General features: G+C 57.8%; 33 protein-coding genes, 1 tRNA gene and 1 pseudogene. 34 read left to right on the top strand and 1 reads right to left on the bottom strand.

Translation table 11 applies throughout. The features are described from left to right. The 5 genes from ACJ5NV_RS07960 to ACJ5NV_RS07980 all read left to right on the top strand — a co-directional run. Nucleotides 1–186: transposase (locus ACJ5NV_RS07960; RefSeq protein WP_411643138.1), on the top strand; the 186-nt coding region annotated here is incomplete at its 5' end. Nucleotides 187–214: 28 nt separating this feature from the next. Further along, nucleotides 215–448, top strand: a complete 234-nt coding sequence (locus ACJ5NV_RS07965) for a hypothetical protein (RefSeq protein WP_411643397.1) — start codon at nt 215–217, stop codon at nt 446–448. Between the two features lie 29 nt (nt 449–477). Continuing rightward, complete coding sequence (locus tag ACJ5NV_RS07970; RefSeq protein WP_411643386.1) at nt 478–666, top strand: TRAP transporter large permease subunit; 189 nt, start codon at nt 478–480, stop codon at nt 664–666. A 25-nt stretch (nt 667–691) separates the two neighbouring features. After that, complete coding sequence (locus tag ACJ5NV_RS07975) at nt 692–1,276, top strand: histidine phosphatase family protein (RefSeq protein ID WP_411643139.1); 585 nt, start codon at nt 692–694, stop codon at nt 1,274–1,276. Nucleotides 1,277–1,318: 42 nt separating this feature from the next. Next, a tRNA-Val gene (locus tag ACJ5NV_RS07980) sits at nt 1,319–1,394 on the top strand. Between the two features lie 71 nt (nt 1,395–1,465). Here the strand turns inward: ACJ5NV_RS07980 and ACJ5NV_RS07985 are convergent. Next, nucleotides 1,466–1,687: a tyrosine-type recombinase/integrase gene (locus ACJ5NV_RS07985; protein ID WP_411643387.1), complete on the bottom strand. Its 222-nt coding sequence runs from the start codon at nt 1,685–1,687 to the stop codon at nt 1,466–1,468. 110 nt (nt 1,688–1,797) lie between these two features. Between ACJ5NV_RS07985 and ACJ5NV_RS07990 the strand changes: the two are divergent. The 29 genes and pseudogenes from ACJ5NV_RS07990 to nuoG form a co-directional block, all read left to right on the top strand. After that, a pseudogene (locus tag ACJ5NV_RS07990) lies at nt 1,798–1,941 on the top strand (integrase core domain-containing protein); the annotation flags it as partial. Between the two features lie 193 nt (nt 1,942–2,134). Then, on the top strand, nt 2,135–3,298 hold the full coding sequence (locus ACJ5NV_RS07995) for an isovaleryl-CoA dehydrogenase (RefSeq protein WP_411643140.1): 1,164 nt from the start codon (nt 2,135–2,137) through the stop codon (nt 3,296–3,298). 14 nt (nt 3,299–3,312) lie between these two features. Further along, complete coding sequence (locus tag ACJ5NV_RS08000; protein ID WP_411643141.1) at nt 3,313–3,795, top strand: lysozyme inhibitor LprI family protein; 483 nt, start codon at nt 3,313–3,315, stop codon at nt 3,793–3,795. Continuing rightward, a complete protein-coding gene (locus ACJ5NV_RS08005) occupies nt 3,792–4,085 on the top strand; it encodes a hypothetical protein (protein ID WP_411643142.1) in 294 nt (97 codons plus the stop codon). Before ACJ5NV_RS08000 ends, ACJ5NV_RS08005 begins: the two co-directional genes overlap by 4 nt. A 2-nt stretch (nt 4,086–4,087) precedes the next feature. Further along, on the top strand, nt 4,088–5,047 hold the full coding sequence (locus ACJ5NV_RS08010; protein ID WP_411643143.1) for a hypothetical protein: 960 nt from the start codon (nt 4,088–4,090) through the stop codon (nt 5,045–5,047). Further along, a complete protein-coding gene (locus ACJ5NV_RS08015; RefSeq protein WP_411643145.1) occupies nt 5,044–6,606 on the top strand; it encodes a carboxyl transferase domain-containing protein in 1,563 nt (520 codons plus the stop codon). The genes ACJ5NV_RS08010 and ACJ5NV_RS08015 overlap by 4 nt, the downstream gene beginning before the upstream one ends. Before the next feature lie 94 nt (nt 6,607–6,700). After that, on the top strand, nt 6,701–7,549 hold the full coding sequence (locus ACJ5NV_RS08020; RefSeq protein ID WP_411643147.1) for an HNH endonuclease: 849 nt from the start codon (nt 6,701–6,703) through the stop codon (nt 7,547–7,549). Continuing rightward, nucleotides 7,539–9,449 (top strand): acetyl/propionyl/methylcrotonyl-CoA carboxylase subunit alpha, encoded by a 1,911-nt coding sequence (locus ACJ5NV_RS08025; RefSeq protein WP_411643148.1) that lies wholly within the window; start codon nt 7,539–7,541, stop codon nt 9,447–9,449. The genes ACJ5NV_RS08020 and ACJ5NV_RS08025 overlap by 11 nt, the downstream gene beginning before the upstream one ends. Beyond that, nucleotides 9,446–10,096, top strand: coding sequence for a glutathione S-transferase family protein (locus ACJ5NV_RS08030; protein ID WP_411643149.1), 651 nt, complete (start codon nt 9,446–9,448; stop codon nt 10,094–10,096). Before ACJ5NV_RS08025 ends, ACJ5NV_RS08030 begins: the two co-directional genes overlap by 4 nt. Beyond that, nucleotides 10,093–10,962 (top strand): hydroxymethylglutaryl-CoA lyase, encoded by an 870-nt coding sequence (locus ACJ5NV_RS08035; protein WP_411643150.1) that lies wholly within the window; start codon nt 10,093–10,095, stop codon nt 10,960–10,962. The genes ACJ5NV_RS08030 and ACJ5NV_RS08035 overlap by 4 nt, the downstream gene beginning before the upstream one ends. Further along, on the top strand, nt 10,962–11,741 hold the full coding sequence (locus tag ACJ5NV_RS08040) for a crotonase/enoyl-CoA hydratase family protein (protein WP_411643151.1): 780 nt from the start codon (nt 10,962–10,964) through the stop codon (nt 11,739–11,741). Before ACJ5NV_RS08035 ends, ACJ5NV_RS08040 begins: the two co-directional genes overlap by 1 nt. A gap of 128 nt (nt 11,742–11,869) precedes the next feature. Beyond that, nucleotides 11,870–12,811: a hypothetical protein gene (locus ACJ5NV_RS08045; protein WP_411643152.1), complete on the top strand. Its 942-nt coding sequence runs from the start codon at nt 11,870–11,872 to the stop codon at nt 12,809–12,811. A gap of 98 nt (nt 12,812–12,909) precedes the next feature. Continuing rightward, on the top strand, nt 12,910–13,275 hold the full coding sequence (locus tag ACJ5NV_RS08050) for an NADH-quinone oxidoreductase subunit A (protein ID WP_411643153.1): 366 nt from the start codon (nt 12,910–12,912) through the stop codon (nt 13,273–13,275). A gap of 406 nt (nt 13,276–13,681) precedes the next feature. Continuing rightward, nucleotides 13,682–13,960: an HTH-like domain-containing protein gene (locus ACJ5NV_RS08055; protein WP_411643154.1), complete on the top strand. Its 279-nt coding sequence runs from the start codon at nt 13,682–13,684 to the stop codon at nt 13,958–13,960. Nucleotides 13,961–14,277: 317 nt separating this feature from the next. Further along, nucleotides 14,278–14,811: a NuoB/complex I 20 kDa subunit family protein gene (locus ACJ5NV_RS08060; protein ID WP_411643155.1), complete on the top strand. Its 534-nt coding sequence runs from the start codon at nt 14,278–14,280 to the stop codon at nt 14,809–14,811. After that, complete coding sequence (locus tag ACJ5NV_RS08065) at nt 14,808–15,419, top strand: NADH-quinone oxidoreductase subunit C (RefSeq protein ID WP_411643156.1); 612 nt, start codon at nt 14,808–14,810, stop codon at nt 15,417–15,419. Before ACJ5NV_RS08060 ends, ACJ5NV_RS08065 begins: the two co-directional genes overlap by 4 nt. Next, nucleotides 15,419–15,844, top strand: a complete 426-nt coding sequence (locus tag ACJ5NV_RS08070) for a GFA family protein (RefSeq protein ID WP_411643157.1) — start codon at nt 15,419–15,421, stop codon at nt 15,842–15,844. The genes ACJ5NV_RS08065 and ACJ5NV_RS08070 overlap by 1 nt, the downstream gene beginning before the upstream one ends. 32 nt (nt 15,845–15,876) lie before the next feature. After that, the gene (locus ACJ5NV_RS08075) at nt 15,877–16,779 is read left to right on the top strand and encodes a sulfotransferase (protein ID WP_411643158.1); all 903 of its coding nucleotides are present in this window, start codon (nt 15,877–15,879) and stop codon (nt 16,777–16,779) included. Further along, nucleotides 16,776–18,014 carry an NADH-quinone oxidoreductase subunit D gene (locus ACJ5NV_RS08080; protein ID WP_411643159.1) on the top strand — a complete coding sequence of 413 codons (1,239 nt, stop codon included), beginning with the start codon at nt 16,776–16,778 and terminating at the stop codon, nt 18,012–18,014. Before ACJ5NV_RS08075 ends, ACJ5NV_RS08080 begins: the two co-directional genes overlap by 4 nt. A 108-nt stretch (nt 18,015–18,122) precedes the next feature. Continuing rightward, complete coding sequence (locus ACJ5NV_RS08085; RefSeq protein WP_411643160.1) at nt 18,123–18,320, top strand: hypothetical protein; 198 nt, start codon at nt 18,123–18,125, stop codon at nt 18,318–18,320. Between the two features lie 18 nt (nt 18,321–18,338). Next, the gene (locus tag ACJ5NV_RS08090; RefSeq protein WP_411643161.1) at nt 18,339–18,494 is read left to right on the top strand and encodes a hypothetical protein; all 156 of its coding nucleotides are present in this window, start codon (nt 18,339–18,341) and stop codon (nt 18,492–18,494) included. A gap of 99 nt (nt 18,495–18,593) precedes the next feature. Next, nucleotides 18,594–18,920 (top strand): hypothetical protein, encoded by a 327-nt coding sequence (locus tag ACJ5NV_RS08095; protein ID WP_411643162.1) that lies wholly within the window; start codon nt 18,594–18,596, stop codon nt 18,918–18,920. A gap of 204 nt (nt 18,921–19,124) precedes the next feature. Beyond that, entirely contained in the window at nt 19,125–20,282 is a 1,158-nt protein-coding gene (locus ACJ5NV_RS08100; protein ID WP_411643163.1) for an NADH-quinone oxidoreductase subunit E, read from the top strand. Between the two features lie 185 nt (nt 20,283–20,467). Continuing rightward, the gene (locus ACJ5NV_RS08105; RefSeq protein ID WP_411643164.1) at nt 20,468–21,142 is read left to right on the top strand and encodes an NADH:ubiquinone oxidoreductase; all 675 of its coding nucleotides are present in this window, start codon (nt 20,468–20,470) and stop codon (nt 21,140–21,142) included. A 24-nt stretch (nt 21,143–21,166) separates the two neighbouring features. After that, nucleotides 21,167–21,397: a DUF5337 domain-containing protein gene (locus tag ACJ5NV_RS08110; protein ID WP_411643165.1), complete on the top strand. Its 231-nt coding sequence runs from the start codon at nt 21,167–21,169 to the stop codon at nt 21,395–21,397. After that, nucleotides 21,397–22,683, top strand: a complete 1,287-nt coding sequence (gene nuoF / locus ACJ5NV_RS08115) for an NADH-quinone oxidoreductase subunit NuoF (RefSeq protein WP_411643166.1) — start codon at nt 21,397–21,399, stop codon at nt 22,681–22,683. The genes ACJ5NV_RS08110 and nuoF overlap by 1 nt, the downstream gene beginning before the upstream one ends. Beyond that, on the top strand, nt 22,680–23,093 hold the full coding sequence (locus ACJ5NV_RS08120; protein ID WP_411643167.1) for a hypothetical protein: 414 nt from the start codon (nt 22,680–22,682) through the stop codon (nt 23,091–23,093). The genes nuoF and ACJ5NV_RS08120 overlap by 4 nt, the downstream gene beginning before the upstream one ends. A 284-nt stretch (nt 23,094–23,377) precedes the next feature. Beyond that, entirely contained in the window at nt 23,378–23,785 is a 408-nt protein-coding gene (locus tag ACJ5NV_RS08125) for a DUF5333 domain-containing protein (RefSeq protein ID WP_411643168.1), read from the top strand. A 139-nt stretch (nt 23,786–23,924) separates the two neighbouring features. After that, nucleotides 23,925–25,940, top strand: coding sequence for an NADH-quinone oxidoreductase subunit NuoG (nuoG, locus tag ACJ5NV_RS08130; protein WP_411643169.1), 2,016 nt, complete (start codon nt 23,925–23,927; stop codon nt 25,938–25,940).

Consider the following 25,940-nt stretch of genomic DNA (forward strand, 5'->3'; position numbering starts at 1 on the left):
CTTCCACCCTACAGCCCCGATCTCAACCCGATCGAAATGGCATTCTCAAAACTGAAAACCCTGATCAGGAAAGCTGCGGTACGAACGTACGATCAACTTTGGGCTGCCGTAGGGAAGGTCTGCGACCTTTTCTCAGATGAAGAGTGCTACAACTACTTCAAGGCCGCAGGATATGAGGGCCATTGAGTGCAACATGCTCTAGGACCATTTTCAAATGAAACTTATGATTATTCTCGGACTGGTGCTTCTGGCGCTGGGTATCCCGCTTTATCTGGTGCTGATACACGTATCCTCGGCGCTATTGGTGGCCGAAGGGCGCACCATTGCGGGGTTGGGCCATCATGTGCTGGGCCATCATGTGCTGGACCATCTGCAATCGCCGATCCTGATTTCGGTGCCGTTTTTCATTCCTTCGGCTGTGTTGATGCAGGGGGGCTGGGGATTTTAGGCATTGCGGCGACAGCCGTATTCGCAGCGATCACTGGATCATCTGCGGCGAGAACAACGGCGATGGGCCCATTGCTGGTCCCGGTGAATGAGGAAAAAGGATATAAAACATCCTTTGCTATGGGGCTGACGGCTGCTTCGAAAGTGATCAGGCGGAGGAACCGGCATTGCGCCGGAACCGTTGTATCTGACAATACACGTTGCACCACTTGCCTTTAACCCAGCTTTGGTATGTGTGGGCAGCATGAGCACGCGTATCAATGCCCCCGAACTTTACATTCTCCGCCATGGCGAGACAGAGTGGAACGCCCAAAACCGGATGCAGGGGGGACTGAACTCTCCGCTGACTGAAACGGGTCGTGCACAGGCTGCGCGGCAGGCAGAGTTGCTTTCGCATCTTAGTCTGGATGGTTTCGCCGGAATTTGCAGCCCGCAGGGCCGTGCGGTGGAAACGGCGGGGATCGCCGTGGCGCGCCATTTGCTGATGATCCGGACCGATGACCGGCTGCGCGAAATCGGTGTGGGCGAATGGCAGGGGCGGGTTCGGAGCGATCTGCGCGTTGATTTCCCTGCCGATGATGGACCTGACGGCCCAGTCGCATATTACGCGCACGCCCCCGGCGGCGAAGGTTTCGCTGCGCTTGAGGCCCGTTGCCGCGATTTTCTAGCCGATTTGACGGGACCCGCCGTGCTGGTGACCCATGGAATCACGTCGCGGATGTTGCGCATGTGCTTGCTGGGTCTGGGGCACAATGATCTGGGCGGTCTGCCGGGCGGGCAGGGGATTATCTTTCACCTCAAAGATGGTGTGCAGCGTCAGGTCGGATGACGCTTGCATCGGTCTGCCGACTCGCTTAAACGAACGCTGGTCGGGTGATTAGCTCAGTTGGTAGAGCGCTTCGTTTACACCGAAGATGTCGGGAGTTCGAGCCTCTCATCACCCACCATAAAATCGATTACTTAGCGACAGTTTTCGAAGTGTTCATCGGTTCGTTGAACCTACGATGCTTCTCGGGCACTAGAAAAATCCAAGAAATTGACAGCATCGGATATATGTTCGGGTTGAAAGCGGCCATAACCCGCTGCGTGTTTGCGTGTTGTTATGCCCAAGAACCTGAGCAACTTTGTCCATTGAGATACCACCAGCGAGCATCATGACCGCGGCAGAATGTCGGCAATCGTGGATCCGCAGATGGCCAATCTTCGCACGCTCTGTAGCGGCGACGAAGCTGTTCCGAATGCTTTTGACCGGGTCACCGTTGTTTCAATGACGAAGTCGGTGAGCGCAGCTTCTTGTGCTGATGATAGGACGGCTTTGGTGGTCCCGTCCAAGGGAAATGGTGAAGCGGGATCAAGCGTTATCTGACAAAGCCGAACCATCCGTGGACCAATGGCCAAGTCGAGCGGATAAACCGGACGATCAAAGAGGCGACAGTGAAGCGATACCACTACGTAAGCCATGATCAGCTTCGCACCCACCTTGCCGATTTTATGGCCTACACGCGAAGGTGCAGACTGCTATAACGTCCGCGAGATACGTGCGCCTTTCATCAATTATCAGGCGCGGTTTCGTTGATGATCACTTTCTTAAAGCTGGTTTTCCTTCCGTCATGCAGTGCAAAATCATTGACATGGCGCGCTGTTCGTATTTAATGAACGAGCGTTCAATTAATGGGAGGGGAGCGCGATGTTTCATGCGTCGATGACATTTGATCTGGGCGAGGATGTGAACGCCCTGCGCGACATGGTACATGACTGGGCGCAGACACGGGTGAAGCCGATGGCCGCCGAGATCGACCGCACCAACAGCTTTCCATCTGAGCTCTGGCGGGAAATGGGTGCGCTGGGCCTGCTGGGCGTGACCGTGGATGAGGCATATGGCGGCGCGGGCATGTCATATCTGGCCCATACCGTTGCGGTTGAGGAAATCGCGCGGGCCAGCGCCTCTGTCTCGTTGTCCTATGGCGCGCATTCGAACCTGTGTGTGAACCAGATCAAGCTGAACGGGACTGACGCGCAAAAGGCGAAATATCTGCCCCGTTTGATTTCCGGTGAACATGTGGGCGCGCTGGCGATGTCAGAGGCCGGGGCAGGCTCCGACGTGGTGTCGATGAGCCTGCGCGCGGAAAAGCGTAATGATCATTACCGCTTAAACGGCAACAAATATTGGATCACCAATGGCCCTGACGCCGATACACTGGTGGTTTACGCCAAAACGGACCCTGATGCGGGTGCCAAGGGGATCACCGCCTTTTTGGTTGAAAAGGAAATGACGGGTTTCAGTACCTCCCCTCATTTTGACAAGCTGGGGATGCGCGGGTCGAACACGGCAGAGTTGATCTTTGACGATGTGCAGATCCCGTTTGAAAACGTGCTGGGTGAAGAAGATAAGGGCGTGCGCGTGCTGATGTCGGGCCTTGATTACGAACGGGTCGTGCTGGCAGGGATCGGGCTGGGCATCATGGCGGCCTGTCTGGATGAGGTGATGCCCTATCTGGCCTCTCGCCGTCAGTTCGGCCAGCCCATCGGGAATTTCCAGCTGATGCAGGGTAAGATCGCCGACATGTATACCGCGATGAATTCGGCCCGGGCCTATGTCTACGAGGTGGCCCGCGCCTGCGACCGGGGCACGGTCACGCGGCAGGACGCGGCGGCGTGTTGTCTTTATGCCAGCGAGGAGGCGATGAAACAGGCGCATCAGGCGGTACAAGCCATGGGCGGGGCCGGGTTCCTGAACGATGCACCGGTCGCGCGGCTGTTCCGCGATGCCAAGCTGATGGAGATCGGCGCGGGCACGTCGGAAATCCGTCGGATGCTGGTCGGACGCGAGTTGATGGGGGCGATGGGGTGAGGGTCATTGCTGCTATGCTGATCATCGTTGGCAGTGCAGCGGTGGCGGAAGAAAGCTGGCCCTATGCACCCTTGGCCGAATCCTGCTTCAGTCGTACGACCGCTGGTTTTGATACTGAGAGTTGCATCGGCGATGCTGCGCGAGCCTGCAAGCTTGTGGAAGAGAACGATGTCACGATCGCTGGAATGACAATTTGCCTATCTCAAGAGGCGGCCATCTGGGACCGACTCCTTAACAATGAATATGAACTTGCGCAAGAATTTGCGCGTGAACAGGACCAGCAGGATTTGGAGGTTTCTCCTGAATTTGCGGTGCGTTCGGAACAACTGTTACTAGCACAAAGAGCCTGGATTACGTTCCGAGATAAGAATTGCGATATGCTGTCCGGAGTTTGGGGTCGTGGAACACTTGGAAGGACAGAGGGAATCCGCTGTTTCCTTGAAATGACGGCGCAGCGTGCATTAGCCTTGCGCGCCTACAGGGCAATGCACGGGTGACCCGCCGCATCCTTTTCCTGCCCCTCGCGGCCCTTGTCGTTTTTGCGGCCTACCTCGGCTTGCAATACGGTCAGGTGCCGTCTGAGACAGAAATCATCAACCGATATGCTGCAGCCTATCTCGCCTCCGCCCCCGATGGTGCGCAGCCAACCGATTGCGCGGCAACGCCACACCCGCAGGAAAGCATCCGCATGGTCATTACATGCAACCATCCCTCGGGCCTGATCACGACCTATTTCGTGGGGCCACGGGGTGAAGCACTGCCTGAACCGCAGGGGCCAAGCGCTTAGACATGCAGCAGGCTGGGTCCCATATCTTGTCTGAGGAGCAACGCGAGCGCTTGCGCGCTTTGCTTCCCAAGTATTCTACTCAAATGCTTGAAGCCGATTGGCTGTTCTTGAGTAGCTTCGATCCTTACTATTTCCTTCGGCTCGTTGCTCAGTTCAAACTTCCTGCATTCGAATTGCAGGAGGAGCTTTCCGACGGAGAGAAGAACCTGCTGGCAGACAATATTGAAGTCTTCGAGTCGGTGAAGGCCTCGTTCTATCGCTTGATGAGGTATCTATCATCGGAGAGCCTCGTTCTACTGATGTTGTCAGGTTATCCCTTTGGCCCGATGCCTAAGCTTGCAAAGCTTCCACCTCGAAAAATCAAGAAGATCCTAGAGGAACTTTCGAGCGGTGCCGTGCCGAGTGGTTTTGAGCTCAAAAACAAATCTACTGAGTTGGTTGGTGGGGAATGGTTGAATGCGCTCGCATTTGATGGGCTGATAGAGGCTGAATATGCCAATGAGGTATTTGGTTTCTTGAGCCAAGAAGCAAAACTCCTTCAGTCAAGGGATGCTATCAACGCCTTCAAACATGGCCGAATGCAGAAACCCGTTTTGGGGCAGGCCTTTCAGGTAACTTTGAATCTAAAATCCGGACAAGAAAGCCCCCTCATTTCTCCGATGGAAGGAGCACTGCAGTGGGTTGGATGGGATGAAGTCGACACTCCTCAAAAACTTGAACACGCGGCGGTAGTTGGATTTGAAGAGACTACTCCTGATGCCGACTATGAGGCGATCACAGCTGCTTGCGGGCTAAAGAAGCTTGTTTCTGATGTCCGCATCCTGCGCTATCAGCCGAGCGATCATGCTGACGTCTGGCTTCCTGACTTATCTTCTCGGCATAGGCCTCCCCAACGAGCCATTTTTTCAATCAAAGAGTCATGGACCAAGCAGCAAAAACATCCAGAGGAACCGCCTCAATGACTGACCGCGCCGCACATGAGGCCGCCTTGGCCGAGGTCGCCAATGCGGCCGCCCATGCCGCCGCAGGTGGGGGCGATGCCGCCCGTGACCGCCATGTCAAACGTGGCAAGATGCTGCCGCGCGACCGCGTGGCGAACCTGCTGGACCCCGGTTCGCCTTTCCTTGAGATTGGCACAACGGCCGCCCATGGCATGTATGACGGGGCCGCCCCTTGTGCGGGGGTGATCGCCGGTGTGGGCCGGGTGAACGGGGCCGAGGTGATGGTCGTCTGCAACGATGCCACCGTGAAGGGCGGCACCTATTATCCGATGACGGTCAAGAAACACCTGCGCGCGCAGGAAATCGCACAGGCCTGCCGCCTGCCTTGCATCTATCTGGTCGATAGCGGCGGTGCGAACCTGCCCAATCAGGATGAGGTCTTTCCGGATCGCGACCACTTCGGGCGCATCTTTTACAATCAGGCGCAGATGTCCGCCAAAGGCATTCCACAGATCGCTGTGGTGATGGGGTCTTGTACGGCGGGTGGCGCTTATGTCCCAGCGATGGCAGATGTGTCGATCATTGTGAAGGAACAGGGGACGATCTTCCTCGCCGGGCCGCCGCTTGTGAAGGCTGCGACGGGCGAGGTGGTCAGCGCCGAAGACCTCGGCGGCGGGGACGTGCATACCCGCCTGTCTGGTGTGGCCGATTACCTGGCCGAGGATGACGCCCATGCGCTGGCCCTGGCGCGGCAGGCGGTGGCCTCCTGTGCGCTGGACAAGGCGGTATCGGTCAAACGCTTACCGTCTGAGCCCTCGGTGCTTGATCCGGATACGTTGTTCGACGTGGTCCCCGCCGATCTGCGCACGCCTTATGACATCCGCGAGGTGATCCGGCGCGTTGTTGACGGATCGCGCTTTGATGAGTTCAAGGCCCGCTTTGGTGAGACGCTGGTCTGCGGTTTCGCCCATATTGATGGCTGGCCCTGCGGGATCGTGGCGAATAATGGCGTGTTGTTTTCGGAGAGCGCGCAGAAGGGTGCGCATTTCGTAGAGCTGTGCAGTCAGCGTCGTATCCCGTTGGTTTTCCTGCAAAATATCACCGGGTTTATGGTGGGGCAGAAGTATGAAAACGAAGGGATCGCGCGGCATGGGGCCAAGATGGTGACCGCCGTGGCGACGACGAAAGTGCCCAAGATCACGATGGTTGTGGGTGGCTCTTTCGGGGCTGGCAATTACGGCATGGCGGGCCGCGCCTATAGCCCGCATTTCATGTGGTCCTGGCCGACCAGCCGGATTTCGGTGATGGGCGGTGAACAGGCGGCGGGCGTGCTGGCGACGGTGAAACGCGACGCGATTGAACGGGCGGGCGGCGACTGGTCGGCGGATGAGGAAGCCGCGTTCAAGCAGCCGACGATTGATATGTTCGCGGAGCAATCGCACCCGCTTTATGCCTCTGCCCGGCTTTGGGATGACGGGGTGATTGACCCGCGCAAAAGTCGCGAAGTGCTGGCGCTGTCGCTCTCTGCCGCGCTGAATGCGCCTATTGAGGAGACATGTTTCGGCGTGTTTCGGATGTGATGGAAATGAGCCAAAATCCACGAGCGGAATCGCGTCGGATTTCTATCGGACAATCGTCGGACACCAAAGTGCGGTCCGTCAGAGGGTTTATCAGATGACAGTGTTCGACGATTTATGGCCTGCCGAAAACTATCGGATGATGGACCTTGTATCTCAGGCCGGCTTTGACGTTTCTGATTGGGAGAATTTCAAAGGGGGCGCGCGGAAAGCGGCGACTAACCCGAAATACTGCTATGAGTGGGTATTCGTTGAGGACGAAAAAATCATTGTGAACCTATGGTACGAAGAGTTGAGCAAAGACAAGAGCTCTGTTCGTAGTACGTTGGCTCCTTTGAGCCATCCATCGAATAAGAGAGGCATAAGAAAGCTACGTGCGCGACGCATGTATCACGCACTGACGTATTGCTACGAGTTTGGCATCTTACCCAGAGTTATCATCCTCAGGCGGTCGGAAAGAAATGCAGGGTCTGTTGGAGCAAAGCAACTAGATAACTCTGTTTGGACTGTGACCCTTTTTAACCGCGAGAAGGGTGAATTCACCTTGGAGCGTGGACGCCACAACACTCCAATAGGCGTTACCGACCCAGATTTAGCGCAGTTTAGGGAAGGCGAGGTGAGATACGCATTTGTCAAACACCGTAGCCGGGAGCGTGAACTTCGTCGCCGCAAGATTGAGAACTTCATAAGGGAACACGGACACGTTTTTTGTGAAGTCCCTAGCTGTGGTTTTGATTTCCACGCGACATATGGTGAGATTGGCAAAGACTACGCGCATGTTCATCACCTGACGCCGCTCAGTCAAGTGCCTGATGTAGGCGTTTCAAATAACATAAAGGATCTGCAAGTTGTCTGTCCAAACTGCCACGCCATGATTCATATAGGAGGAGAGTGTCGCCCCATAGAAAGCTTGATCTCAAGAAAAGGAAATGGCGATGTTTTCTAAAATCCTGATTGCTAACCGGGGTGAGATTGCTTGTCGTGTGATCCGGACCGCCCGCGCGATGGGTGTGCGCACCGTTGCGGTTTATTCTGATGCGGATGCGCAGGCCTTGCATGTGCGCTTGGCGGACGAGGCGGTGCGGTTGGGGCCTGCCCCTGTCGCCGAAAGCTATTTGCGTGGAGATTTGATTGTGCAGGCGGCGTTGGATACCGGCGCACAGGCGATCCATCCGGGTTATGGCTTTCTGTCTGAAAACCCGGACTTCGTGGAGGCGGTGGAGGCCGCCGGGTTGGTCTTTATCGGTCCCTCTGCCAAGGCGATCCGTGCGATGGGCCTGAAGGATGCCGCGAAAGCCCTGATGCACGATGCGGGTGTGCCTGTGGTGCCGGGCTATCATGGTGCCAATCAGGACCCGGATTTTTTGGCCGCTGAGGCGGGAAAGATCGGCTATCCGGTATTGATCAAGGCGGTGGCTGGTGGCGGTGGAAAGGGGATGCGGCTGGTGGAGCAGGCAAAGGGCTTTGCCGAGGCGCTGGGCTCGGCCCGGGCCGAGGCGCAGACCGCTTTTGGCAATGCCGATGTGCTGATCGAGAAATATGTGACCTCCCCGCGTCATATCGAGGTACAGGTCTTTGGCGATGGTACCGATGCGGTGCATCTGTTTGAGCGGGATTGCTCTTTGCAGCGGCGGCATCAGAAGGTGATCGAAGAAGCACCCGCGCCGGGCATGACGGATGAGGTCCGGCAGGCGATGGGCGATGCTGCCGTTCGTGCGGCCCGCGCCATCGGCTATGCGGGCGCAGGCACGGTGGAGTTCATTGTCGATGGGTCGGACGGGCTGCGCCCTGATGGGTTCTGGTTCATGGAGATGAACACGCGTTTGCAGGTGGAACATCCGGTGACGGAAGCGATTACCGGTGTCGATCTGGTGGAATGGCAACTGCGTGTTGCTGCGGGGGAGGTTTTGCCTGCGCGGCAGAATGATTTGACCATCACTGGCCACGCGTTTGAGGCCCGGCTTTATGCAGAGGATGTGCCCGCTGGTTTCTTGCCTGCGACGGGCGTGATTGATCATCTGCTGTTTCCGGTGGACGCGCGGATCGATAGCGGCGTGGAGGCGGGATCGGAGATCTCGCCCTGGTATGATCCGATGATTGCCAAGGTGACGGTGCATGGTCCGGACCGCCCGACAGCTTTGCGCCGCCTGTCCGCCGCGTTGGAGGCAACGCAGGTGGCGGGCACGGTGACCAATCTGGGGTTCCTGCGGAAACTGGCGCGGGATGCGGGTTTTGCCGCTGGCGCGGTTGATACCGGGTTGATTGCGCGGGGGGAGGCGACGCTCTGCGCGGCGGATCAGCCCGCACCGCGCGATATTGCGGTGGCGGCGGTTGCGGCGGCGGGGATCGGGCAGGGCCCGTTTGTGGGGTTCAGCCTGTGGGCACCGCTGCGCCGTGAGATTACGCTGGGTTTTGACGGGGAAGAGATCATCGCGCGGCTGACCGTACATGATGAAACACGTGTTGATGTCGCGTTGAGAGATGAGAGTGTGACGCTAAACCAGCGGGGACCTGATTGGGGCGTTCCCGCGATCCGCCACGGGGATCGGGTGACGGTGTTTGGTCCTATGACCCTGACCTATGATATCGTAGACCCGCTGGCGCGCGGTGGCGATGTGGCGGGCGGCGATACGGTGCTTGCCCCGATGCCGGGGCTGGTGCGCGCTGTGGCCGTGACCGAAGGGCAGGCGGTGGCGGAGGGCGACCGGATTGCCGTGTTGGAGGCGATGAAGATGGAACATGTTCTGCGTGCGCCGCGAGACGGGATCGTGGCCTCTGTTTCTGTCGCGGCGGGCGATCAGGTTACAGCGGGTGCGCTTGTGGTTTCGCTGGAGGAAGTATCATGATCCGCTTGCATCATTGTCATCAGACCAGATCAATGCGCAGCCTGTGGTTGCTTTATGAGATCGGCGTGGATTTTGATTTGCAGGTCTACCCGTTTGACAAGACCTTGCGGCAAGAGCCTTACCGGTCGCTGAACCCCACGGGCCGTGTGCCGACACTGGAAATCGACGGAGTCGTGATCACCGAAAGCGGGGCGATTGCGGAATACCTGTGTGAGCGATTTCCGCAGGCGGGCCTGGGTCGAGACCCAGGTCACGCAGACCGCGCCCTCTGGCTGAATTGGCTCCATTTTGCCGAGACGGTCAGTCAGCATTGTGCCGCACTGACTCAGCAGCATGTGGCGCTGCGCGAAGATCACATGCGTTCACCCATCATTATGCAGTTGGAGGCAAAGCGACTGGCGAAAACGCTCGCCACGGTAGAGGCGGGGTTGCAGGGTGATTATCTGCTGTCGTCCTTTTCTGCAGCCGATATCGGGATCGGGCAGGCCGCCTATATGGCAGGGCATTTTGTGGAACTGGCGCAGTTTCCGCGCCTGTCGGATTGGTTCGCCCGATTGCAGCGGCGAGAGGCATTCCAAAAGGCGCTACCGGATGCGCCGGGGCTTTATGATCAGCCGTTTTATGCCCCGTGGGAGATCCCATCGTGACCGATTTTGTCACCCTGCATGAGGTCGGCCCGCGTGATGGGCTGCAGAATGAAAATGCGGTGATCCCGCTTGCCGATAAGATCGCCTTGATTGATCTGCTGGGCCGCTCTGGTCTGCGCGATATTGAAGTGGGCAGTTTTGTCAGCCCCAAATGGGTGCCGCAGATGGCGGATACGGGCAGGGTTCTGGCAGGGATGACCCCGGTGCCGGGGGTGCGCTATGGTGTGTTGGTCCCCAATATGCGTGGCTGGGACAGTTTTATCGCCGCCCGTGTGCTGGGTGTGACCTATGGGGTGGCGGTGTTTATCGCAGCCTCGGAAGGGTTTTCGCAGAGCAATCTGAATTGTTCCATCGCCACATCCGTGCAGCGGCTGGTGCCGGTGGTGCAGGCGGCAGAGGCGGCGGGCGTGGGGTTGCGCGGTTATGTGTCTTGCGTGACGGATTGCCCCTTTGATGGCCTGGTGCCGCCAGAGGCGGTCGCCCGCGCTTGTCAAATGCTGCGCGATCTGGCCCCGATGCCGCTGTCATTGGGCGATACCATCGGCAAGGGTACGCCAGAGCGGGTTGCGGCGATGCTGGACGCAGTATTGCAGATCGCCCCTGCAAGCGCGCTGGCGGGGCATTTTCACGATACGGGCGGGCAGGCGCTGGCGAATATTAATGTCGCTCTCGACATGGGGTTGCGCGCCTTTGATAGTGCGGTGGGTGGTCTGGGTGGCTGCCCCTATGCGCCGGGCGCGCCGGGAAATGTGGCGACGGAGGCGGTGCTGGATTTGCTGGCGGCGCGCGGGTTTGAAACGGGTGTGGACAAGGATGTGATAACGCAGGCCGCAGAGATGGCGGCAGCGATGCGGAGGGCAGGTTGATGGCTGAGACGATTGAACTAACGGTGGATGATCGCGGCGTGGCGACGCTGATGCTGGTCCGGCCTGAGAAGCATAATGCGTTGTCGCAACTGATGATCGACGAATTGCGCGCGGCGGCGGGCCGGATTGCGGCGGATCGCGATATTCGGGTGGTGGTGTTGACCGGGCAGGGGCCGTCTTTCTGTGCGGGGGGCGATCTGGGCTGGATGCGGGATCAAATGGCCGGGGATGCGACGCTGAAACGTGCGGCGGCGACGTCGATTGCGGGGATGTTGGGCGCGCTGAACAGCTTGCCCCAACCGGTGATTGGCCGGGTGCAGGGGAATGCCTTTGGTGGCGGCGTGGGCATGGCCTGCGTTTGTGATGTGGCGATTGCTGCTGATCACGTGAAATGCGGCCTGACTGAAACGAAACTAGGTGTGATCCCGGCGACGATTGGGCCTTATGTGCTGGCCCGCATGGGCGAGGCGAATGCGCGGCGCGTGTTTATGTCGAGCCGGGTGTTTGATGCGGCAGAGGCGGTGACGCTGGGTGTTGTCGCCAAAGCGGTGCCTGCCGATGATCTGGACGCGGCGGTGGCGGCCGAGGTTGCGCCTTATCTGAAATGCGCGCCGGGTGCGGTGGCTGCGGCCAAGGCGCTGGCCCGTTCGCTGGGTCCGACGATTGACGAGGCGGTTGTGCAGCGGTCCATTGATGCGCTGATTGCCTGCTGGGATGGGCAAGAGGCCCGGCAGGGTATTGCTGCATTCTTTGATAAGACCCCGCCACCCTGGGCTTGATCCGTCGCCGTTAAAGTTTCCTTGAGCAGTTTTGTCTAATGCTGATGCACTGCAACCGCGCATTGTCAGAATTCCGTCTCACTTCTGACTGATTTAACCGGTTGTTTGCACATGCGAGAGGGACAGAAATGCCGTTCGATTGGCCGACAGCTGAACAGATGATCTATCGTGTTGTGCGCTTGCGCCGTTTGGTACTGTGCGCCCTTACGATACCTTTCTGCCTTATGCTGCTTGGGACATTGCTGGATCCGGTTTTTCTGTCGCCTCCGCGTGCGGTTTTGGCGGCTGTCGCGGTTGCGGCGCTGGTCACAGGCCATGCGGTTCTGTTTCCCAATGCGCCGGTCGAGACGATCAGCCTTTCTGTCGCGGTGAGTGGGCTGGCGCTGGTGGCGCCGTTGGTGCGGGCGTTGACGGCGATGGCCCCCCCCGGCCATGCGGCGTCTGTGTTGATTATCCTTGTCGTCGTCGCCTTGCTGATCGCCGTCGTGCTGACAGCGCTGGTGCAAAGCGCGCTGGCAGCTTTGGTCTATGCGGGCCCGACGGTTCATCGCGAGGTTAAGGCCCGCATTGATCTGCCTTGTTCAGTTGCGGTGGCGCGGGCGCAATATGCGCTGTGCCCCAGCATGCGCCGGGGCCGTATCATCACAGGCCCTGCAGATGAGAGCGGGTTTTTCGGGGTCGCCATCCTATCGCCGCAGGTTGCCGATCCGGAGGATCCGACCCGCCCGTTGATCGTGCAGGTGGCGGCAAAGGTGCTGGACGAGAGCGAGAACAGCCATCAGGTGATGCTGGCCCTGTCCGATAGTACGGTGACCGTCACCTCTGAAACATTTGTGCCGACGCCGACCGGGTGCCGTGTGGAAATCTCTGAATTGCCGGGGGATTTCACGCTGGGTATGCATGTGCTGTTCTGGCTGACGGATCAGCAGGTGGATAACCTGATCGAGACGGCTGATGTGATCACGGGCGAGCCTGTCCGCGTCAATGGTTTGGCGCATGGGCTGTCCTTTCTGGCTGTGGCCGCCGCCGTGCTGTCGCCCCGCCATCCGATAACCGATCGTCCCGAATGATGCGTGTCGCGCTTGGTTGACCCGCAGCCGCCGCAGCGATATGCAGCATTCAGTCGAATTCCGGCACTTTGTATGTGCCAAGCCGAAAGGAATGCCCCTTGGAAGAGATGCTTTCAGAATATCTGCCGATCCTGATCTTTCTGGGCCTTGCCATTGCACTTGGCGCGATCCTGATTTTGGCGGCGGCGATTGTGGCTGTGCGGAACCCAGACCCTGAAAAGGTGTCGGCCTATGAATGTGGGTTCAATGCGTTTGATGATGCGCGGATGAAGTTCGACGTGCGGTTCTATCTCGTATCGATCCTGTTTATCATTTTCGATCTTGAGGTCGCGTTTCTGTTCCCTTGGGCTGTCGCCTTCAAGGATGTGAGCATGGTTGGCTTTTGGTCGATGATGGTCTTTCTGGGCGTGCTGACCATTGGCTTTGCCTATGAGTGGAAAAAGGGTGCGCTTGAGTGGGAGTGACCTGCCGGCCCGCATGGGGCGCGCCGATGTGATGGGGCCGCATGGATAGCGCGGCCTTTCTTGTGTGCGGCGCGTGGCTTTTGATGCGATGCGGGCATAGGTTTCTACGCCAAACCATCCAGCTATGTTGCCCCAGAAATACTGCGGCGTGGGGCTAAAGTAATGTTACCCATGCGATGATTTCGGGCGTTTATCTTTCAACCTAAGAGATCGTGCATCATAGAGTGCCTCTGCGCTGATGGCGAAAGGCAGCGGTGGTGGATTACATATAAATCAAAAGGTTGCTCGTGCAGGTTTCCGGTAATCCAGGAATGTAACGTTGTGGCTGATTCGACCTTAAATTCTTGTCAAGGGTATTTTAAGTTAAGGTGAACTATTCGCTTGGTTGTGTTAGCCTCATCACAAATTGGTTGATCCAGGTTTTAAAGATGATGAGCGAAATTTCATGACAATGACGGCTGTATTTGAAAGCATTCAGAGCGCAATGCAATCAGTGCCCCGTAAGGGCTATATCGCTGAGCTTCGCTTGCAGGTCATTAAGCATTCTGAGTCGCTTCAGAATGTGACCGGGAAAGAATTCTGCGAGATATTGGGGGTTGGCCCCTCTTTTGGGGCCGAGTTCAACAAGATGAAAGATCTTGCGCCGCGCCTGCGAGCAGCGGGGCTGGATGTGAACAAGATTTAACGCAGGTGGGTTGGGTGCGGTAGCACAGATCGCTGACGTTCGCCCGGCGCTGTGCGCACCGTATTGTAATTCACAGTTTGTTCAGCGGCTAACGGCGTATTCTAACGAGTCGTTAGATCTTTCCCAATGTATTGCGCTTAGTGAAGCATTACGATCGTGGCAGCGGCCGCGTGTTTGCACGGTAGGTCGTTTTTGAGGCGTTGATTTGCACCTGAGGCCCGTGGCTCGTCTTGACCTATGCGCCTGCCCGGCGTAGGTCCATATCCCAAAGAACAGGCCCTTGGTCTGTCCTAAAACTGGTAAGGAAAGATGCATTTATGGGTATCGCAACCGGTCTGAACGACGCAGGCGCTGACCGCGAGGTCGCAACCCAAGCGTTGAACCGTGAATTGCAGGACAAGGGATTCCTTGTCACGTCAACCGCTGACATCATCAACTGGGCGCGTACTGGCTCTTTGCACTGGATGACGTTTGGTCTGGCCTGCTGTGCGGTCGAGATGATGCACACCTCTATGCCGCGTTACGATCTGGAACGGTTCGGCACTGCGCCGCGTGCATCCCCGCGTCAGTCTGATCTGATGATTGTGGCTGGCACGCTGACCAACAAGATGGCCCCAGCGCTGCGCAAGGTATATGACCAGATGCCGGAACCGCGCTATGTGATCTCGATGGGTTCATGTGCCAATGGTGGCGGTTATTACCATTATAGCTATTCCGTGGTGCGCGGCTGTGACCGCATCGTGCCGGTGGATGTCTATGTGCCCGGCTGTCCCCCAACGGCAGAGGCGCTGCTATATGGCATCCTGCAACTGCAACGCAAAATCCGCCGCACAGGGACGATCACCCGATGACAGACGCTCTGCAAGAACTCGGCACCCATGTGGAAGCAAAACGCACCGATTGCGTGCTGTCCTGGGAGGTTGCCTATGATGAGCTGACGGTGAATGTCGCGCCGTCTTCGCTGGTCAGCTTTGTTGAATTCCTCAAGACCGATCAGAACTGCCGGTTTTCGACGCTGGTCGATATTACGGCAGTGGATTATCCCAGCCGGGCCAAGCGGTTTGATGTCGTTTATCATTTTCTGAGCATGTATCAGAACCAGCGCATCCGCGTCCGCGTTCAGATCCGCGAAGAGGATATGATGCCGTCGATCATGCCGGTGCATCCGTCGGCCAATTGGTTTGAACGTGAAGTCTTTGATATGTTCGGTATCCTGTTTTCCGGCCATCCGGACCTGCGCCGTATTTTGACCGACTATGGCTTTCGCGGCTATCCGCTGCGCAAGGATTTCCCGACCACCGGTTATACCGAAGTGCGCTATGACGAAGTGCAAAAGCGCGTTGTCTATGAGCCGGTGAATCTGGTGCAGGAATACCGTCAGTTTGATTTCATGTCTCCATGGGAGGGCGCGCGATACATCCTTCCCGGTGACGAGAAGAAAGACGAGAAGGCCGGTTGATGGGCCCGCTACGCGGCACATGTATGTGCGGCGCGTGCGGCTTTACCGCGACCCCTGTGTCTGACGAGGCGGGCGTCTGCCATTGTGGTCAGTGCAATAAATGGACCGGCGGCATGTTCGTGAATGTCTATTGCGGTAGTTCGATTATCTTTGAACCGGACGCTCCAGTCGGGTCTTACAAAGGCAGTGAGTGGGGCGAGCGCCTGTTTTGCAAGATCTGCGGATCGTCGATGGTCTGGCAGATGCAAGATCGCAGTCATCAAAGTGCCTCGATCCAATGTTTCGAAGACCCTTCGCAGTTTACCCTGACCACGCAGATATTCGTTGATCGCAAGCCCCGGTGCTATGCGCTGGCCAATGAGACCGAAAACATGACCGAGGCAGAGGTTATGGCGAAATATGCGCCTGATACTGGTACCCCCTGATTCTATGGGTTGGCCTACAAAGATTGCCTTAGATGCCTGATCCGACTGTTTTATTCTGCGTAGGTGCGACCAAGGCGGGGACGTCTTGGCTCTATCGTTATCTACATGATCATCCGGACTGTGCCCTGCCTGCGGTGAAAGAGGCCCATTATTGGGATACGTTTGATCCGGAGGTGCGGGAGCGTCAGGTCTCTGCGTTTCGCATCCGATTGCGTGAATTACGTATTCTGCGCGAGGATGCCACAGCGGCGGGGCGTGGCTGGCAGGTGCAGAATGTCAAACGCCGGATGCGTGACATGAAGCGCCTGATCGCTGCAGTGGACGGCCATAGGACAGGTGATGCGGCTTATCATGACTGGCTGACGGCGCGGGGGGAGGATGTCCGTCTTTTTGCAGATATCACCCCGAATTATGCGACCGTGCCGGACGAGATGCTGACTCGTATGCTAGCCCTGTCGCCCCGCGTGAAGGTGTTGTTCCTGATCCGCGATCCGCTGGACCGGCTTTGGTCACATATTCGCATGCAGGCCCGTCGCCAGCGCCAAAGCCACGAAGTATATGAAAAGAAGGCGAATAATATTCTTTACCGGATGCTGAACCGGGGGCAGGAGACCCATATATTAGAGCGCGGCGATTATCCAAAGATCATTCGCAGGCTACGCCGCGTGGTCCCGGACGATCGGCTGCGCATTCAGTTTACGGAAGACATGATGAGGCAAGATGGCCTCTCGCCTCTTTGTGAATTCCTTGATATTGAGCCTGTAACATCGGCAGTGCAGGACCCGGTCCATGAAGGACCGGCTGTTGTGATGCTGGACAAACTGCGCCCACGGGCGTTGGGATTGTTGAACGAACAGTATGATTGGGTGGCCCGCAATGTGGGCCCGCTGCCAGAGCGCTGGCAGAAGAACCGGAACGAGGGGCTAAGGCCATGATGGACGGCGATATCCGCGTGAACACCTATGATGACGGGTCGAGTGATGCCGCGACGAGCGAGCAGCAGATCCGCAACTTTAACATCAATTTCGGTCCCCAGCACCCGGCCGCCCACGGCGTGTTGCGTCTGGTGCTGGAACTGGATGGCGAGATCGTGGAACGCTGCGACCCCCATATTGGCCTGCTGCATCGTGGCACTGAAAAGCTAATGGAATCCCGCACCTATCTGCAAAACCTGCCTTATTTCGACCGGCTGGATTATGTGGCCCCGATGAATCAGGAACATGCTTGGTGTCTGGCTATCGAAAAGCTGACCGGCGTCGAAGTGCCCCGCCGCGCCAGCCTGATCCGCGTGCTGTATTCCGAGATTGGCCGCGTTTTGAATCACCTGCTGAATGTGACCACGCAGGCGATGGATGTGGGCGCGCTGACCCCGCCACTTTGGGGTTTTGAAGAGCGCGAAAAGCTGATGATCTTCTATGAACGCGCTTGCGGTGCCCGTTTGCACGCCGCCTATTTCCGTCCCGGTGGTGTCCATCAGGATCTGCCGGATCAACTGGTCGAGGATATTGACGCCTGGGCGGTGGAATTCCCTAAAGTGCTGGAAGATATCGACGGCCTGCTGACCGAGAATCGTATTTTTAAGCAGCGTAATGCGAATATCGGCATCGTCACTGAAGAAGACATTCAGGAGTGGGGATTCTCTGGTGTGATGGTCCGCGGTTCCGGCCTTGCTTGGGATTTGCGCCGTGCGCAGCCTTATGAATGCTATGATGAGTTCGAATTCCAGATCCCGGTTGGCAAAAACGGCGATTGCTATGATCGCTATCTTGTGCGGATGGAAGAGATGCGTCAGTCGCTGCATATCATCCGCCAAGCTTGCGAAAAGCTGCGTCATGAACGCGGCGACGTAATGGCGCGCGGCAAAATGACCCCGCCGACACGCGGTGAAATGAAAACCTCGATGGAGGCGCTTATTCACCATTTCAAACTTTATACCGAAGGCTTCCACGTTCCCAAGGGTGAGGTTTATGCCGCTGTCGAGGCCCCCAAGGGCGAATTTGGCGTCTACCTTGTGGCTGATGGCAGCAACAAGCCCTACCGCGCTAAGCTGCGCGCGCCGGGCTATCTGCACCTGCAGGCGATGGATCATATCGCCGGTGGTCACCAACTGGCCGATGTGGCTGCGATCATCGGGACGATGGATATCGTGTTTGGTGAGGTCGACCGCTAAAAATACCGATTCTGATCATGTCATCGCCGACCGCCTGCGCAGGGGGTTGCCAGAATGGATGTGATCGCTGATCGTGATCCTTGAGTGACAAGCGGGGACCCGGTCAATATGAGCATTGCAGATATCCTGATCGGGTTTCTGGTCGCGGGCGGTTTTTTCGTTGCGGCTGCCGTGTCCCGTTTGTTTCGCCGATCATCGACGGGCATCATTATCGGTGGCGTTGTGGGCATCGCGTTTTCGGTGGTGATTCTGCGCTACGGGCTGGCGGAATTCTTTGACGCCGTGGTAGTCACTGCCGAGGAATAAAAAACGAAAGAGGCAGGGATGACCATTACCTTTGATATCTGGCTTTTGCTAATCGGGGCCGGGGCTGGCGTGGCCGCGACCGCATTATCGCGCGGGCGTAACCGGCTGCTGAAAGCCGCTGTAATCGGGGCTGTTGCCGCCTTTCTGATCGACCTTGCCTTCACTTTGTTCTGAGTGCCGCTAAGTTTATCGCAGGCATATCTGCGCCCATGGCGTCTCGGGTATGGCCCGTTTATGCTGCCGCTAGTCCCTGACCTAAAAGGATAATGAGCAATGCTCCGTAATCTGTCTCTTGTTGCCATACTTGGCCTGTCGGCCTGCGCGGTGCCGGTATATGCTCCGCTGCCCCCCACTGAGTTACCGCCTGAGCCGGAGCCTGAAGTGAGCGTGAACCCGGGATCGGCGAAAGAGCGTTTTGTCAGCGCCGCAGAGGCGAATGGCTGTGTGGTCAACGCCCGGACCGCCCCGCTGATTCTGACGGATGCGACATTGTCACAAGAAGATCTGGCCCGGATTATGACAGAGCTGAAGACCGAAGGTCGCGGTGATGTGGCCGCTGATGGCCAATCCTTCCGTTTGACAACGGGCACCTGCGCCTAAATCGAACGGCGTCCGGCGGCATATGATCCGCCGGACGCCCCTGCTTCCCCAAGCCCAAACGCTGAAATCGGCGGCAGAAAAAGCCATCCTGTAAAAACTGCGCAGCCTTGGCGTTGTCAAACGCGCGCTTCCTGTGTAGTCCGTTCTCTCATACGGGCGGGCGGTGTTCCCGCCACGTGCCCATGTTTGCTAGCCGAGGTTTCTATGCTGCGTCGTCTTCATCCTGATCAGCCTGACAGTTTCGCATTTACGCCAGAGAACCAGAAATGGGCCGAGGCGCAGATGAAGAAGTTTCCAGAGGGCCGGCAGGCCTCGGCGATTATCCCGCTTTTGTGGCGTGCGCAGGAACAAGAAGGCTGGCTGACCCGCCCCGCGATCGAAGGCGTGGCCCAAATGCTGGACCTTGCCTTTATCCGCGCGTTGGAAGTGGCGTCGTTCTATTTCATGTTCCAACTGCAGCCTGTCGGCTCTGTCGCGCATATTCAGGTCTGTGGCACGCTGTCCTGCATGATCTGCGGGGCTGAGGATTTGATCGGCGTTTGTAAGGGAAAGATCGCGGATGAGCCGCATACGCTATCGGCGGATGGCAAGTTTTCCTGGGAAGAGGTCGAATGTCTGGGCTCCTGCGCGAATGCGCCGATGGCCCAGATCGGCAAGGATTACTACGAAGATCTGACCGCAGAGCGTCTGAGTGAAATCATTGATGAGCTTGCCGCCGGTAAAGTACCTGTGCCGGGCCCCCAGAATGGTCGCTATGCCTCTGAACCGATGGGCGGTCTGACCTCTTTGGAAAATTACGAGGCGGACAAACACCAGTATAATGCCAGCGTACAACTCGCGACGGATATTGGTGATACCATCAAGCGGATTGATGGCACCGAAGTGCCGCTGTTGACCCCGTGGATTGCGGATGCGCAACCGGCCAAACCCAAAGGGAAGCCGAAGCCAGAGCCGAAACCTGCTGCGGGCGTGCCTGCCGATGCGACCGGCGTCACCGAGCAAGAGGCGCAGGCGACATCCAAAGCCAAACCAAAAAGCAAGGATGAACCAGCGGCGGCAAAGCAAGCTGCGGCCTCTTCCAAGCCAGCCGCGAAAGCCGCCCCTGCGGTGGATGCGCCTGAGAAAGAGCCAGAGACTCTATCCGGCCCCCGTGCGGGTGGTGCCGATGATCTGAAAAAGATCAGCGGTGTTGGCCCCAAGCTGGAGCAGACCCTGAATTCACTTGGTTTCTGGCATTTTGACCAGATTGCCAAGTGGACCGAGAATGAGATCAGCTGGGTTGATAGCCGTCTGAAATTCAAAGGCCGGATCCGCCGCGATGATTGGATTGGTCAGGCGACTGCGCTGGCGAAAAAGGACTGATCTGCCCGCTAACCGCTCAGTTGCGGCGCGATTTCTGGCCTAAGTGACCCGGAATGAACAAATTCTTTTTGGTTAGCCCTTCTTTCAGGTAGGGGTGGTAGCACGGCGTTGTGCTCGGTCGTTCTGACCGGCGGTGCCGTGGTCTGCATGCCCCATTCGTGGGCACCTGAGGGAGAAAAGACACGATGAAAGATATAGCACCAGCATCAAAATTTGCCGGAATGATAGCGGTTTCCACCATTTTTGGCGTCATTGCCGCAGGCGTTGCATGGGTTATGTTCGGTTTGGGTTTTTTTGGCGGTCTGCTTGTCGGCATTCTTGTTGCCGGGGTGACGGTGATTGCACTGACGCTGGGCTGGCGTGATCCTGTGCCTGGTGCTGATGAACATATGCAGCCTGCGCCTGCCGCTTCTGCGAGCTCTGCCGCGCCCAGTTCGGCTGCGCCTGTGGCAAGCCCCGCCCCAACTGAACCTGCCCCGGCTGCTGTTGCCACGCCAACCCCTGCGGCCACACCCGCGCCAGTCGCGGAACCTGCGCCCGTTCCGGCCCCAGAGCCGGTGGCCGAAACCTCCGCGGCTGCGACCCAGGCGACCGGTGGTGATGCTGACAAGCCTGCCGTGCTAAGCGCTGCCCGCGCAGAGGGCGCCGATGATCTGAAGCAGATCAAGGGGGTTGGCCCGAAGCTTGAAACAACCCTGAACGAAATGGGTATCTACCATTTTGATCAGATCGCGGCTTGGGGTCCGAAAGAGCAGGCCTGGATGGATGGCAATCTGGCTGGGTTCAAGGGGCGGGCGACCCGTGATAATTGGGTGGCGCAGGCCAAGACGCTTGCCGATGCCAGCAGCACTGTGAGCTAGCAACAAGGCGATATGGACAAAGATATGACCCAGAATCCGCAGACCCGTCAGGCAAAGGCAGGCCAACGTGTTGCGCTGACGACAGCCGGGGTTGGTGTGTTCTGGGTGCTGGTCATTTTGCTCGGAGACGAATATGGCTGGTCCAACCGGGTCCGGGCGTTTTTTGATCTTGCAGCGCTCGCCGGTTTCGGGTTTGCGCTGTGGCAGACATATAGGCTTTGGCGTGCGCGTCAGGATGAAAAGGGCGATGAGTGATGCTCAAGGATGAGAACCGGATTTTCACGAACCTTTACGGGATGCATGACCGCACGCTGAAAGGCGCGCAGCACCGTGGCCATTGGGATGGCACGGGCGATATCATCAAGAAGGGCCGCGACTGGATCATTGATGAGATGAAAGCCTCTGGCCTGCGCGGCCGTGGCGGTGCGGGCTTTCCGACCGGGTTGAAGTGGTCCTTTATGCCCAAGGAAAGCGATGGCCGTCCGGCTTATCTGGTGGTGAATGCCGACGAATCCGAGCCGGGCACATGCAAGGACCGCGAGATCATGCGCCATGATCCGCACACGCTGATCGAAGGCTGCCTGATCGCGTCTTTCGCGATGAATGCTCATGCGTGTTATATCTACATCCGTGGCGAATATATCCGCGAGCGCGAAGCGTTGCAGGCCGCGATTGATGAAGCCTATGAGGCTGGTCTTGTTGGCGCGAACGCATCTAAATCCGGTTGGGATTTCGATATTTACCTGACCCATGGCGCCGGGGCTTATATTTGTGGTGAAGAAACTGCGCTGCTTGAAAGCCTTGAGGGCAAGAAGGGCATGCCGCGGATGAAGCCGCCATTTCCGGCGGGCGCGGGTCTTTATGGCTGCCCGACCACAGTGAACAATGTCGAATCAATCGCTGTAGTCCCGACGATCCTGCGGCGCGGTGGCGCGTGGTTTTCTGGCATGGGCCGTCCGAATAATGCGGGCACGAAACTATTTGCCGTGTCAGGCCACGTGAACAACCCTTGCGTGGTCGAAGAAGAGATGTCGATCAGTTTTGAAGAGTTGATTGAAAAGCACTGCGGCGGGATTCGCGGTGGTTGGGATAACCTTAAGGCGGTGATTCCCGGCGGATCGTCGGTGCCATGTGTACGCGGCGAGAACATGCGCGATGCGATCATGGATTTCGATGCCCTGAAAGAAAAGGGATCCAGCCTTGGTACGGCGGCGGTGATCGTGATGGATCAGTCCACCGATATGATTAAGGCAATCTGGCGTTTGGCCAAGTTCTACAAGCACGAAAGCTGCGGCCAGTGCACCCCTTGCCGCGAGGGGACCGGCTGGATGATGCGCGTTATGGCGCGTTTGGTAAAAGGTGATGCAAGCCCCGAAGAGATCGATATGCTCTTTGATGTGACCAAACAGGTAGAAGGTCACACGATCTGTGCTCTGGGTGATGCGGCTGCTTGGCCGATTCAGGGCCTGATCCGTAACTTCCGGGACGAGATCGAGGACCGGATCAAAGATAAACGCTTTGCAGGGATGGCAGCTGAATGATGATGCGAGGATTGATGATCGGGGTGGCGCTGACGGCGCTGGCCGCGTGTGAAACAGGTTCGGGCGCGGCGCGGTCTTTTGACGATCCGGCGGTGCAGAAACTTTATAATTTGCGCACACCGGAATATTTCGCGACGATGCAGGTCGCCAGTGTAGTGGCACGGAACTGTGCCCGCTATAGCTTTGATACTGCGCTGGAATTCGAAGTGAATGAAAAGCGCAATGAGGTCGGCCGTGGCACGCTGTCGGCCAATGGGCTGCGCGACGCGATTGATATGGAAACCGATGTGACGCAGCGCAGTTTTGCCGCGAAACATGGGGTGGATCTGACGGGCGGCGACCTCTGCGCTGCTGCTGACGCGGAAACGGCCGAAGGTTCTGCGCTGAGCGCGCTGCTGGCGCCGGCCTAATAAGCCGCCTGCGGTAATCGTTTTATTGCCTTTACAATATGTAATCGCGCCCCTAGCGGGCGCGATTATGCGTTTCAGATGTCTTGTTCTCGGGGCGTGTAAGGGTCGCGGCCGCAGCGCTAAGCGTGCCGTATGTAAGGTGGATCCGGATCCACCTTACGGTTTGGAAACCCTGCTAAACCACAGATATCAGCGCGCTGATATTGAATAGCGCCGCTTCAACCGCACATATTATGCCAACAAGACGCGGACAGTCTGTTCGCATCCCGTGCAGGAGAGTAAAAATGACGAGCACTCGAGCCTTTCTGGCCGCCCTTTCGGTCGCAGCGGCAACTGTCGCCGGCACTGGCACTGCCCAAGCCGCATTGAAGGACGAGGCCAGTATTCGCAACGGCATCATCTATGTCGGCATGGCGTATGAAATTTCGCGAAAATGCGACTCGATTGATGCCCGGACATGGCGGGGAATTGGCTATCTGCAATCCCTGAAGAATGAAGCGTCTGCGCTTGGATATTCGAACGCTGAGATTGACGCCTATGTTGATGATCGTGCAGAAAAGCGCAGGCTGGAAGGCATTGCGCGCAGCCAGTTGAACGCGCTTGGCGTGGTCGAAGGTGACGAAGCCACCTATTGCGCGGTGGGCCGCGCCCAGATGGCTGCAAATACCCGCGTTGGCTGGCTGTTACGGTAATGATCTGATCAGCGGCTGAATTTTGAACGCTTTTTTAGCGATCAGACTGGCATCGTCCCCAATGTCGCGTTAGAACGCGGCCAACGCGCAGCCGCCGCCCCGCGCCCGGCTGTGCGATTGGGAACAAATAAGGCACGCCATGTCTGATCTGCGCAAAGTCATCATTGATGGAAATGAGGTCGAGGTTGACGGGGCGATGACCCTGATCCAGGCCTGTGAAGAAGCAGGGATCGAAATCCCTCGTTTCTGCTATCATGAGCGTCTGTCGATTGCGGGGAATTGCCGCATGTGTCTGGTTGAGGTCGTTGGTGGCCCGCCAAAGCCTGCCGCTTCTTGCGCGATGCAGGTGCGTGATTTGCGCCCGGGGCCGGAAGGCCAGCCGCCGGTGGTCAAGACGAACAGCCCCATGGTCAAGAAGGCCCGCGAGGGCGTTATGGAATTCCTGCTGATCAACCACCCGCTGGATTGTCCGATCTGTGATCAGGGTGGCGAATGCGACCTGCAAGATCAGGCCGTGGCTTATGGTGTTGATTTCAGCCGTTACCGTGAACCCAAGCGCGCGACTGAGGATCTGAACCTCGGACCGCTGGTTGAAACCCATATGACCCGCTGCATTTCCTGCACCCGTTGTGTCCGTTTCACGACAGAGGTCGCGGGCATTCATCAGATGGGCCAGACTGGCCGGGGCGAGGATGCAGAGATCACCAGTTATCTAGGTGAAACGCTCGATTCGAACTTGCAGGGCAATATCATTGATCTGTGCCCGGTAGGTGCATTGGTGTCGAAGCCCTATTCCTTTACCGCCCGCCCATGGGAGCTGACTAAAACCGAATCTATCGACGTGATGGATGCGTTGGGGTCAAATATCCGCGTCGATACGAAGGGACGCGAAGTCATGCGCTTTCTGCCGCGTAACCATGACGGCGTGAACGAAGAGTGGATTTCGGATAAAACCCGATTTGTCTGGGATGGGCTGCGCCGCCAGCGTTTGGACACACCATATATCCGCGAGAATGGCAAACTGCGCAAAGCCGATTGGCCCGAAGCGCTGGCCGCTGCTGCTACCGCGATGACAGGTAAGAAATTGGCCGGGTTGGTCGGCGATCTGGCTCCGGTCGAGGCGACTTATGCGTTGAAAGCATTGATTGAAGGGCAGGGTGGTACGGTTGAATGCCGCACCGATGGCGCCAAGCTGCCGGCTGATAACCGCTCTGCCTATGTTGGTAGTGCCACGATTGACGATATCGACGATGCAGAGACGATCCTGCTGGTCGGCACCAACCCCCGTATCGAGGCCCCCGTGCTGAATGCCCGGATCCGCAAGGCTTGGTTGCGTGGTGCGAAGGTTGCCCGGATCGGCAAGGTGGCTGATCTGACCTATGACGTCACTGACATGGGAACGGACCGCCGTGCGCTGGAAAAACTGGCGGCGCTGGATCATTCCGACAAGCACGGCACACGCGGTGTGGTCATCGTGGGGCAGGGTGCCCTGCGCGAGGCTGATGGCGAAGGCGTGTTGGCGCTTGCGATGAAGGCCGCAGGCAAAGCGCAATCGAAATTCATGGTACTGCACACGGCCGCCGGCCGCGTTGGTGCGCTGGACGTTGGTGCTGTTACTGAAGGCGGCATGGATGCGATCAAGGATGCAGAGGTGATCTATAACCTTGGTGCGGATGAGGTCGACATCGCCCCCGGCGCATTTGTGATCTATCAGGGCAGCCATGGTGACCGGGGTGCGCATCGCGCTGATATCATCCTGCCCGGCGCTGCCTATACTGAGGAAAACGGGTTGTTCGTGAACACCGAAGGCCGTCCGCAACTGGCCCTGCGCGCCAGCTTCCCCCCCGGCGAGGCCAAGGAAAACTGGGCGATCCTGCGGGCGCTTTCTGCGGAACTGGGGGCGACGCTGCCTTATGACAGCATGGCGCAGCTGCGTCAGTCGCTTGTTGCCGCGCATCCCCATCTGGGCGATATCGACGTGGTAGCGGAAAACGAATGGACCCCGATCCCGACGCGCAGTGTGGGCAAGGCCGATTTCGTGACGGCGATCAGTGATTTCTATCTGACGAACCCGATCGCGCGCGCCTCTAGCCTGATGGCGGAACTGAGCGCGGGTGCGAAAGCGCGGACAAACGCCCCGATGGCGGCAGAGTGA

The sequence above is a fragment of the Loktanella agnita genome, assembly GCF_046640325.1.
GTDB classification, from domain to species: Bacteria; Pseudomonadota; Alphaproteobacteria; order Rhodobacterales; family Rhodobacteraceae; genus Yoonia; species Yoonia agnita.

What these genes read in the sequence shown, in the direction of transcription:
- ACJ5NV_RS08065 (WP_411643156.1), top strand. Translation starts at nt 14,808, where the DNA reads ATGACAGACGCTCTGCAAGAACTCGGCACCCATGTGGAAGCAAAACGC.
- ACJ5NV_RS08100 (WP_411643163.1), top strand. Translation starts at nt 19,125, where the DNA reads ATGCTGCGTCGTCTTCATCCTGATCAGCCTGACAGTTTCGCATTTACG.
- ACJ5NV_RS08070 (WP_411643157.1), top strand. Translation starts at nt 15,419, where the DNA reads ATGGGCCCGCTACGCGGCACATGTATGTGCGGCGCGTGCGGCTTTACC.
- ACJ5NV_RS08020 (WP_411643147.1), top strand. Translation starts at nt 6,701, where the DNA reads ATGACAGTGTTCGACGATTTATGGCCTGCCGAAAACTATCGGATGATG.
- ACJ5NV_RS07965 (WP_411643397.1), top strand. Translation starts at nt 215, where the DNA reads ATGAAACTTATGATTATTCTCGGACTGGTGCTTCTGGCGCTGGGTATC.
- ACJ5NV_RS08075 (WP_411643158.1), top strand. Translation starts at nt 15,877, where the DNA reads ATGCCTGATCCGACTGTTTTATTCTGCGTAGGTGCGACCAAGGCGGGG.
- ACJ5NV_RS08120 (WP_411643167.1), top strand. Translation starts at nt 22,680, where the DNA reads ATGATGATGCGAGGATTGATGATCGGGGTGGCGCTGACGGCGCTGGCC.
- ACJ5NV_RS08010 (WP_411643143.1), top strand. Translation starts at nt 4,088, where the DNA reads ATGCAGCAGGCTGGGTCCCATATCTTGTCTGAGGAGCAACGCGAGCGC.
- nuoG (WP_411643169.1), top strand. Translation starts at nt 23,925, where the DNA reads ATGTCTGATCTGCGCAAAGTCATCATTGATGGAAATGAGGTCGAGGTT.
- ACJ5NV_RS08045 (WP_411643152.1), top strand. Translation starts at nt 11,870, where the DNA reads ATGCCGTTCGATTGGCCGACAGCTGAACAGATGATCTATCGTGTTGTG.
- ACJ5NV_RS08060 (WP_411643155.1), top strand. Translation starts at nt 14,278, where the DNA reads ATGGGTATCGCAACCGGTCTGAACGACGCAGGCGCTGACCGCGAGGTC.
- ACJ5NV_RS08125 (WP_411643168.1), top strand. Translation starts at nt 23,378, where the DNA reads ATGACGAGCACTCGAGCCTTTCTGGCCGCCCTTTCGGTCGCAGCGGCA.
- ACJ5NV_RS07995 (WP_411643140.1), top strand. Translation starts at nt 2,135, where the DNA reads ATGTTTCATGCGTCGATGACATTTGATCTGGGCGAGGATGTGAACGCC.
- ACJ5NV_RS08095 (WP_411643162.1), top strand. Translation starts at nt 18,594, where the DNA reads ATGCTCCGTAATCTGTCTCTTGTTGCCATACTTGGCCTGTCGGCCTGC.
- ACJ5NV_RS08025 (WP_411643148.1), top strand. Translation starts at nt 7,539, where the DNA reads ATGTTTTCTAAAATCCTGATTGCTAACCGGGGTGAGATTGCTTGTCGT.
- ACJ5NV_RS08110 (WP_411643165.1), top strand. Translation starts at nt 21,167, where the DNA reads ATGACCCAGAATCCGCAGACCCGTCAGGCAAAGGCAGGCCAACGTGTT.
- ACJ5NV_RS08030 (WP_411643149.1), top strand. Translation starts at nt 9,446, where the DNA reads ATGATCCGCTTGCATCATTGTCATCAGACCAGATCAATGCGCAGCCTG.
- ACJ5NV_RS08080 (WP_411643159.1), top strand. Translation starts at nt 16,776, where the DNA reads ATGATGGACGGCGATATCCGCGTGAACACCTATGATGACGGGTCGAGT.
- ACJ5NV_RS08090 (WP_411643161.1), top strand. Translation starts at nt 18,339, where the DNA reads ATGACCATTACCTTTGATATCTGGCTTTTGCTAATCGGGGCCGGGGCT.
- ACJ5NV_RS08015 (WP_411643145.1), top strand. Translation starts at nt 5,044, where the DNA reads ATGACTGACCGCGCCGCACATGAGGCCGCCTTGGCCGAGGTCGCCAAT.
- ACJ5NV_RS08000 (WP_411643141.1), top strand. Translation starts at nt 3,313, where the DNA reads ATGCTGATCATCGTTGGCAGTGCAGCGGTGGCGGAAGAAAGCTGGCCC.
- ACJ5NV_RS07975 (WP_411643139.1), top strand. Translation starts at nt 692, where the DNA reads ATGAGCACGCGTATCAATGCCCCCGAACTTTACATTCTCCGCCATGGC.
- nuoF (WP_411643166.1), top strand. Translation starts at nt 21,397, where the DNA reads ATGCTCAAGGATGAGAACCGGATTTTCACGAACCTTTACGGGATGCAT.
- ACJ5NV_RS08105 (WP_411643164.1), top strand. Translation starts at nt 20,468, where the DNA reads ATGAAAGATATAGCACCAGCATCAAAATTTGCCGGAATGATAGCGGTT.
- ACJ5NV_RS08040 (WP_411643151.1), top strand. Translation starts at nt 10,962, where the DNA reads ATGGCTGAGACGATTGAACTAACGGTGGATGATCGCGGCGTGGCGACG.
- ACJ5NV_RS08085 (WP_411643160.1), top strand. Translation starts at nt 18,123, where the DNA reads ATGAGCATTGCAGATATCCTGATCGGGTTTCTGGTCGCGGGCGGTTTT.